The organism is Pseudomonas sp. AMR01 (assembly GCF_041946035.1).
GTDB classification, from domain to species: Bacteria; Pseudomonadota; Gammaproteobacteria; order Pseudomonadales; family Pseudomonadaceae; genus Aquipseudomonas; species Aquipseudomonas antarctica_B.
The window spans coordinates 55,845-63,679 of the sequence record NZ_JAUTYR010000029.1; the positions used below are offsets into that span (position 1 = coordinate 55,845).

Below are 7,835 nucleotides of genomic sequence, written 5' to 3' on the forward strand. Positions count from 1 at the left end.
GTGACAGCACACCACCCTCCGCCCCTTGGCCGGTGGTGCATAGGTACAGGGCGTCTATGCTCTGAAGAACAGTCTGCCTGACGAGGGTGTTATGGACGATCCACTCGACAACAAGCCGCCGACCTTCTGGCAAATGCTGCACAGTGTGATGGCGGCGGCGTTTGGCGTGCAGAGCGGGAAAAATCGCGCCCGCGACTTCTCCCATGGCAAGCCCAGCCATTTTGTAGTGTTGGGTATTCTGTTCACCGCAGTGTTTGCGCTGGCCCTGTTCGGCATCGTCAAGCTTGTGTTGTTGCTGGCCGGCGTTTAGCTACCGCAGCAGCAGTTGCAGGCTAAACGGATAGCGGTAGGACGCAGGCTTGCCCACCGCCGACAGCGCTCGGAAATCCACCGTCGGCATCGGCCCCAACAACCGGCGGGCCTGCCTGGCGTCGATCAACTGGAACAACGCTTCCTGACGGTCACGCCCACCGTGAGCGCCGATATCCACGCCCTTGGCATCATCATTGATCAGCACCATCGCCCACCCGCCCAAGGTGAAATGCCCGGCGACCAACGTCGCCAGCCGCCCCTCCAGCCGCGCTTTCAAGATCTGCGGCGAGCTGTTGACCGCACTGAACAAGACGTCCTTTCCCGGCACTCGCCCGCTGTTCTGCAACGCCTGCATCGCACCCATCGCCATTTCATCATTGGCCGACCACACCAGCGCCGTTTGCGGGTAGCGCTTGAACAGTTGCAGGGCCTGCTCAAAGGCGCGCGGCCGGCTCCATTCGCCGTAGACCAACTGGCGCAGGCGCACCTCGGGGTGCTCGGCCAACGCACGGCGCAAGCCTTGTTCACGCAGTTGCGCAGCCGGGGTGTTTTTGAAGCCGGAGAATGCCAGCAAGTCGAGGGATTCGCCGGGAGCAACCGGGCCATGCTGACGCACCAAGTCGGTGAGCATCAGGTAGCCAGCCTGCTCGTCATCGGGAACCAGGCTGCCCATCCATTTGGCATCATGGCGCGCATCAAGCATCTGCATTTGGTCAGGGGTCAGCGCGTTATTCACCATCAGCAACTTGACCCCGCTGCCCTCGGCCATACGCAGGATCTGCGGCGCGACATACTGCTCGTTCACCAGCACCAGATAATCCGGGCGATCGGCGCCTTGCAGCGCTTCGCGGGCCTGAGCCAGGGTGTTTTGCACGTCGCGCTCCGAATAGCGCACGCGCAAATCCAGGCCGAGGTCCTTGGCGCCGGCCTGCATGAATTGCGCGTAGCTGACCCAGAAGGTTTCGGTCGACATGCCAGGGTTGAGAAACACCACCGAGGTCGCGTGAGCCATTGCCCCGTACGTCGATCCCAGCAACCACACACACGTAATCAGAACCTTTAACATGGTTGTTCAAGCCTTGAACGTTGACCGCCATGATAATGGCAATGCGACAGTCAATCGAGGCTCAATACACATGTTTTACTGGTGGCCGACCCAGAACACGGCAGTGCCGACGACCAGGATTATCAGGAACAAAATGGCCCAGGCATCCACAGTGCTGTCGGGTTTACGGATCTTTGTCGAATTGCTCATCGCATCGCCTCTTGTCGGTTTTATAGGTGATTGCATTAAGACTCGACCTCAGTAAAGTTCACACTTGCCCCTATGACAAATGTGGATATCAAGATAATCAGTCTCATTAGTCGATTTGGTTCTTTGCATATACTCAAACATCACTTTTGCGCATAAACGCAAACTGGTATCGTGCGCCGGCTCCGTTGGGAGTGCGCGGCCGTGCGCGCAGATTTGCCGAGAACAGGACCTATATGTACGTATACGACGAATACGATCAGCGCATCATCGAGGACCGCGTCAAGCAGTTCCGTGATCAGACCCGACGCTATCTGGCAGGCGAACTGAGCGAAGAAGAGTTCCGCCCTCTGCGCCTGCAAAATGGCCTGTATGTTCAGCGCTTTGCGCCGATGCTGCGGGTGGCCGTCCCGTACGGCCAACTGACATCGCGCCAGACGCGCATGATGGCCAAGATTGCCCGCGACTTCGACAAAGGCTACGCCCACATCAGTACCCGCCAGAACGTCCAGTTCAACTGGCCGGCGCTGGAAGATGTGCCGGATATCCTGGCTGAGTTGGCCACCGTGCAAATGCACGCGATTCAGACCAGCGGTAACTGCCTGCGCAACGTGACCACCGACCAATTTGCCGGCGTTGCCGCCGACGAGTTGATCGACCCTCGCCCATGGTGCGAAATCGTCCGTCAGTGGACCACCTTCCACCCGGAATTCGCCTACCTGCCACGCAAGTTCAAGATCGCCATCAATGGCTCGACCTCGGACCGTGCAGCCATCGAAGTGCACGACATCGGCCTTGAGCCGGTGCACAACGCGGCGGGCGAGCTGGGCTTCCGTGTTCTCGTCGGCGGCGGCCTTGGCCGTACGCCGGTGGTCGGCGCGTTTATCAACGAGTTTCTGCCGTGGCAGGACCTGTTGAGCTACCTCGACGCAATCCTGCGGGTTTACAACCGCTACGGCCGTCGTGACAACAAGTACAAGGCCCGGATCAAGATCCTGGTCAAGGCGCTGACCCCTGAGGTATTTGCCCAGAAAGTCGACGCTGAAATGGAACACCTGCGCGGCGGCCAGACCACCCTGACCGAAGCCGAAGTACATCGCGTGGCGAAGCACTTCGTCGACCCTGAGTACAAGGCCCTGGCAAATCAGGATGCCGAATTAGCAGCGCTCGACCAGCAACACCCAGGCTTTGCCCGCTGGCGTTCTCGCAACACCCTGGCGCACAAACAGCCGGGCTATGTCGCGGTGACCCTGTCGCTGAAACCTACCGGTGTTGCACCGGGCGATATCACCGACAAGCAGCTCGACGCCGTCGCCGACCTGGCCGAGCGCTACAGCTTCGGCCAACTGCGCACCTCACACGAGCAGAACATCATTCTCGCGGACGTTGAGCAGAGCCAGCTGTTCACCCTGTGGGGCGAGCTGCGCGAAGGCGGTTTCGCCACGCCGAACATCGGCCTGTTGACCGACATCATCTGCTGCCCGGGCGGCGATTTCTGCTCGCTGGCCAACGCTAAGTCGATCCCGATTGCCGAGTCGATCCAGCGCCGCTTCGACGATCTGGACTACCTGTTCGACATCGGCGAGCTGGACCTGAACATCTCCGGTTGCATGAACGCCTGCGGTCATCACCATGTTGGCCACATCGGCATCCTGGGCGTGGACAAGAAAGGCGAAGAATTCTACCAAGTGTCCCTGGGTGGCAGTGCCAGCCGCGATGCGAGCCTGGGCAAGATCCTCGGCCCGTCCTTCGCCCAGGAAGCCATGCCTGAAGTGATCGGCAAACTGATCGACGTGTACGTCGAGCAGCGCACCGAAGATGAGCGTTTCATCGACACTTACCAGCGCATCGGCATCGACCTGTTCAAGGAGCGCGTCTATGCAGCGAATCATTAAGAACAACGAAGTCCTCGACGAAACCTGGCACTTGCTGCCCAAGGACGCGAGCTTCGATGGCATCTCCAACTGCGACGACTTGATCGTGCCCCTGGCCCTGTGGCGCGAACACGGCCACGCCCTGAAGGCCCGCGATGGCGGCCTGGGCGTGTGGCTGGACGCCGACGAAGAAGCCGAAGAAATCGGTGATGACGTGGAACACTTCCAGGTCATCGCCCTTAACTTCCCGGCCTTCACCGACGGCCGCAATTACTCCAACGCCCGCTTGCTGCGTGACCGCTATGGCTACAAAGGCGAGCTGCGGGCAATTGGCGACGTACTGCGCGACCAGCTGTTCTACCTGCGTCGCTGCGGGTTCGATGCCTTCGCCTTGCGCGCCGACAAAGACCCGTATGAAGCGCTGGAAAGCCTCAAGGATTTCTCGGTGACGTACCAGGCTGCAACGGATGAACCGCTGCCACTGTTCCGTCGTCGCTAAGCCCTAAATCGGCTATGCCGTTGTGGCGAGCGGGCTTGCCCCGCGTTGGGCTGCGCAGCGGCCCCAAAATCGGACTAGGAAGAGTCACTGACTCACCGAATTTTGGGGCCGCTGCGCAGCCCAACGCGGGGCTAGCCCGCTCGCCACAGGTAGGGCGCTCACCGTTTGATTGTTTAATCGAACGACCTGACAGGCATGCCAGGGCTCTTTTATGAGTTGATGTTGATCGATGCCAGCATCTGCTTTTGCCCCATGGAGCACGGCACATCAGCCGGGTGCGCCCGCACCGCCTCAATCACGCTGAGCAACTGCGCCTTGCTGTGGGCCAACTGCGCCTGCATGCCTTCAATTTGCTGCACCTTGCGTTCCAGCGCCTCGATCAATTCGTCGCGCTTGTGCTCGCCAGGCGCCGGCATCAGCGCCTTGAGTTCCTGCAAAGTAAAGCCGGCCTGCTGCGCGCTTTGAATCAATTGCAGGGTCTGCAGCGCCTCGTCTGAATAGCGTCGATAGCCATTGGCCTGGCGCCCGACCTGGCTGATCAAGCCTTCGGCTTCATAAAACCGGATACGCGACGCCGCCAGCCCGCTCTGTTTTGCCAGCTCACCAATATTCATCGCAACGCCCCGCTTGACATTAAAGTTAACTTTAAGCTTAGCCTGACGCCTCCCCCGCTCAGGAGTCAACCCATGTCACCCTTTGAAGCCTTGCAACTGCCAAATGGCCAAGTACTCTCCAACCGCATCGCCAAGGCGGCGATGGAAGAGAACATGGCCGACGCACATCAGGCACCGTCCCATGAATTGAAACAGCTGTACAAGACCTGGGCAGACGGCGAACCCGGCTTGCTGCTGACCGGCAACGTGATGATCGACCGCCACGCCATGACCGGCCCGGGCGGCGTGGCCCTGGAAGACGAAACCCACCTGGACAGCTTCCGCGAATGGGCCGATGTCGCCCGTGCCAAGGGTGTGCACTTTTGGGTACAGCTCAGCCATCCTGGGCGCCAGACACCGGGTAATTTGCGGCAGCCCGCCTTGGCGCCTTCCGCCGTTGCGCTGGACCTCGGCGGCTTCTCGAAGATGTTTGCCAAGCCCAAGGCGATGACCGAAGACGAGATTCAGTACGTGATCAAACGCTTCGCCACCAGCGCCCGGCTCGCAGAGAAAGCCGGCTTTACCGGGGTGCAGATCCACGGGGCGCATGGGTATTTGTTGAGCCAGTTTCTCTCGCCGCTGAGCAACAGGCGCACTGACCGCTGGGGTGGTTCGCTGGAAAACCGTGCGCGCTTGTTGCTGGACGTGATTCACGCCGTGCGCGCCAGCGTCAGCCCGTCATTTTGCGTGTCGGTGAAGCTCAACTCGGCCGACTTCCAGCGCGGCGGCTTCAACGCCGCCGATGCTCGCGCTGTGGTCGAGTTGCTCAACCCGCTGCCCATCGACTTGCTGGAGTTGTCCGGTGGCAGCTACGAGGCGCCGGCCATGCAGGGCGAAGCGCGGGATGGTCGGACTCTGGCGCGCGAGGCGTACTTTCTGGAGTTCGCCAAGGAGTTGGCAACCATCGCCAAAATGCCATTGATGGTCACCGGAGGCATTCGCCGCCTGACCGTCGTGCAGCAGGTGCTGGACAGTGGCATCGCCATGGCCGGTATCGCCACGGCCCTGACCCTGGAACCGCAACTGATCAAACACTGGCGCGAAGGCCGCGACCTCAACCCGCAACTCAAACCTATCAGTTGGCAGCGCAAGCCACTGGCGGCCCTCGCCATCCTTGCCGTGGTGCGTTACCAGATGCGTCGTCTGAGCAATGGTCGCCTGCCTCAACCAAAGGTCGCGCCATGGTTCGCGCTGCTGCATGACCAATGGTTTATCGCCCGGCGCACCCGTCAATACCGCGCCGCCATGACTCAATCTTCACATTAAAGGGTGAGCATTCGCCGTGATCAAACTGTCCTCTAGTGATCAGCAGTTTTTAACCTCACTGACGATCGGAGTTCTTCATGGCGAAAATCAACCTGGCCCAGCAACTGGCGACCACCCTTGAACAGGCGGGCATCAAGCGCATCTGGGGCCTGACCGGCGACAGCCTCAACGGCCTGACCGACGCCCTGCGCACCATGGACAGCATCGAGTGGATGCACGTGCGCCACGAAGAAGTCGCCGCCTTTGCCGCCGGCGCAGAAGCCGCCGCCACGGGTGAGTTGACCGTGTGCGCCGGCAGCTGCGGGCCGGGCAACCTGCACTTGATCAATGGCCTGTTCGACTGCCATCGCAACCACGTGCCGGTGCTGGCGATTGCAGCGCAAATCCCCTCCTCCGAGATCGGCCTGAATTACTTTCAGGAAACCCATCCCCAGGAGCTGTTCAAGGAGTGCAGCCATTTTATCGAGCTGGTGACCAACCCCGCGCAGATGCCTCAAGTGCTGCACCGCGCCATGCGTTCGGCGATCCTCAACCGTGGCGTGGCCGTGGTGGTGATTCCCGGCGACGTGTCACTGCTCGAAGTCGAAGACAAGCTCAAGCCATGGCCCGCCCTGCACGCGCCGCGCACCTTGCCGGCCGAACCAGACCTGCAACAGCTCACCGACATTTTGCAAAGCAGCGAGAAAGTTACCCTGTTGTGCGGCAGCGGCTGTGCCGGTGCCCACGATCAAGTTGTGGCTTTGGCTGACGCGTTGGGCGCGCCGGTGGTGCACGCGCTGCGCGGCAAAGAGCATGTGGAATGGGACAACCCGTTTGATGTGGGCATGACCGGCCTGATCGGCTTCAGCTCGGGTTACCACGCCATGCTCGATTGCGACACGCTGATCATGCTCGGCACTGACTTCCCGTATCGCCAGTTTTACCCGACTGACGCGAAAATTATCCAGGTCGACCGCAACCCGCAGGCACTAGGGCGTCGCGCTACTCTGGATTTGGGCATTGCGGCGGATGTCGGCGAGACCATTGACGCGCTGTTGCCCCGCCTGACGCGCAAGACTGATCGCAGCTTTCTCGAAACCTCGTTGAAGCATTACGAGAAAGCCCGCCAGGGCCTGGATGATCTGGCGCAGCCGTCCAAGGCTGATCGCCCGATCCATCCGCAATACGTGGCGCGGTTGCTCAGCGAGCTGGCGGATGATGATGCGATTTTTACTGCTGACGTGGGCTCGCCAACTGTTTGGGCGGCGCGCTATTTGAAGATGAACGGCAAGCGCCGTTTGATCGGCTCGTTTAACCATGGCTCGATGGCCAACGCCATGCCCCAGGCTATCGGTGCTCAAGCGGCCTTCCCTGGGCGGCAGGTGATCTCGATGTCTGGCGATGGTGGTTTCGCCATGTTGATGGGGGATTTCATCTCGCTGGCGCAGTTGAAATTGCCGGTGAAAGTTATTGTGTTTGATAACTCGTCATTGGGGTTTGTGGCGATGGAAATGAAGGCGGCTGGATATCTGGACACTGGCACGGAGCTGAAGAATCCGGACTTTGCGGCGATGTCTAATGCCATGGGTATTCTGGGGATTCGTGTGGAGCAGTCTGAGGACCTGGAGCCGGCCTTGCGCCGGGCGCTGGCCCATGATGGACCGGTGCTGGTGGACGTGGTGACGGCGACTCAGGAACTGGTGATGCCGCCGACCATCAAGCTGGAACAGGCCAAGGGGTTTAGCCTGTATATGCTTAAGGCGGTGATGAGTGGGCGTGGGGATGAGGTGATTGAGTTGGCGCGGACTAATTGGTTGCGTTGATTTGTGTGGGGCTGGTGCCTTTGGGTTTTGGGTACATATCCGTTGCTGCGGTGATGGCTGAGATCGGTTCCGCTCTTACAGCGGGTCACTTTTGGAAGGACCTGTACGGACCGGACACATGGTTGACGGGTGTGCGGGGACATGGTGGACACTTTCCGGCGAGCAAACTTCGCCGGA

Annotated in this window: 7 protein-coding genes; 5 read left to right on the plus strand and 2 right to left on the minus strand. The window is 60.3% G+C overall.

Annotated features, from left to right (window positions below; translation table 11 throughout):
• Window positions 1-91: 91 nt before the first annotated feature.
• Complete coding sequence (locus tag Q7C20_RS20995; protein ID WP_348058554.1) at window positions 92-310, plus strand: DUF2970 domain-containing protein; 219 nt, start codon at window positions 92-94, stop codon at window positions 308-310.
• Here the strand turns inward: Q7C20_RS20995 and Q7C20_RS21000 are convergent, their stop codons facing one another.
• Window positions 311-1,378 (minus strand): ABC transporter substrate-binding protein, encoded by a 1,068-nt coding sequence (locus Q7C20_RS21000; RefSeq protein WP_375069925.1) that lies wholly within the window; start codon window positions 1,376-1,378, stop codon window positions 311-313.
• Between the two features lie 422 nt (window positions 1,379-1,800).
• On the opposite strand from Q7C20_RS21000, the gene Q7C20_RS21005 reads away from it, so the two are divergent.
• The gene (locus Q7C20_RS21005; protein WP_375069926.1) at window positions 1,801-3,459 is read left to right on the plus strand and encodes a nitrite/sulfite reductase; all 1,659 of its coding nucleotides are present in this window, start codon (window positions 1,801-1,803) and stop codon (window positions 3,457-3,459) included.
• On the plus strand, window positions 3,443-3,937 hold the full coding sequence (locus tag Q7C20_RS21010) for a DUF934 domain-containing protein (protein WP_048727764.1): 495 nt from the start codon (window positions 3,443-3,445) through the stop codon (window positions 3,935-3,937). The genes Q7C20_RS21005 and Q7C20_RS21010 overlap by 17 nt, the downstream gene beginning before the upstream one ends.
• Window positions 3,938-4,146: 209 nt before the next feature.
• Here Q7C20_RS21010 and Q7C20_RS21015 read toward each other — a convergent pair whose 3' ends face one another.
• Entirely contained in the window at window positions 4,147-4,551 is a 405-nt protein-coding gene (locus Q7C20_RS21015) for a MerR family transcriptional regulator (protein WP_375069928.1), read from the minus strand.
• Window positions 4,552-4,623: 72 nt separating this feature from the next.
• Here Q7C20_RS21015 and Q7C20_RS21020 point away from each other — a divergent pair, with 72 nt between their 5' ends.
• Both Q7C20_RS21020 and poxB read left to right on the plus strand, forming a co-directional pair.
• Window positions 4,624-5,856 carry an NADH:flavin oxidoreductase/NADH oxidase family protein gene (locus Q7C20_RS21020; protein WP_375069930.1) on the plus strand — a complete coding sequence of 411 codons (1,233 nt, stop codon included), beginning with the start codon at window positions 4,624-4,626 and terminating at the stop codon, window positions 5,854-5,856.
• A 77-nt stretch (window positions 5,857-5,933) separates the two neighbouring features.
• Complete coding sequence (poxB, locus tag Q7C20_RS21025) at window positions 5,934-7,658, plus strand: ubiquinone-dependent pyruvate dehydrogenase (protein WP_375069932.1); 1,725 nt, start codon at window positions 5,934-5,936, stop codon at window positions 7,656-7,658.
• Window positions 7,659-7,835 lie beyond the last annotated feature (177 nt).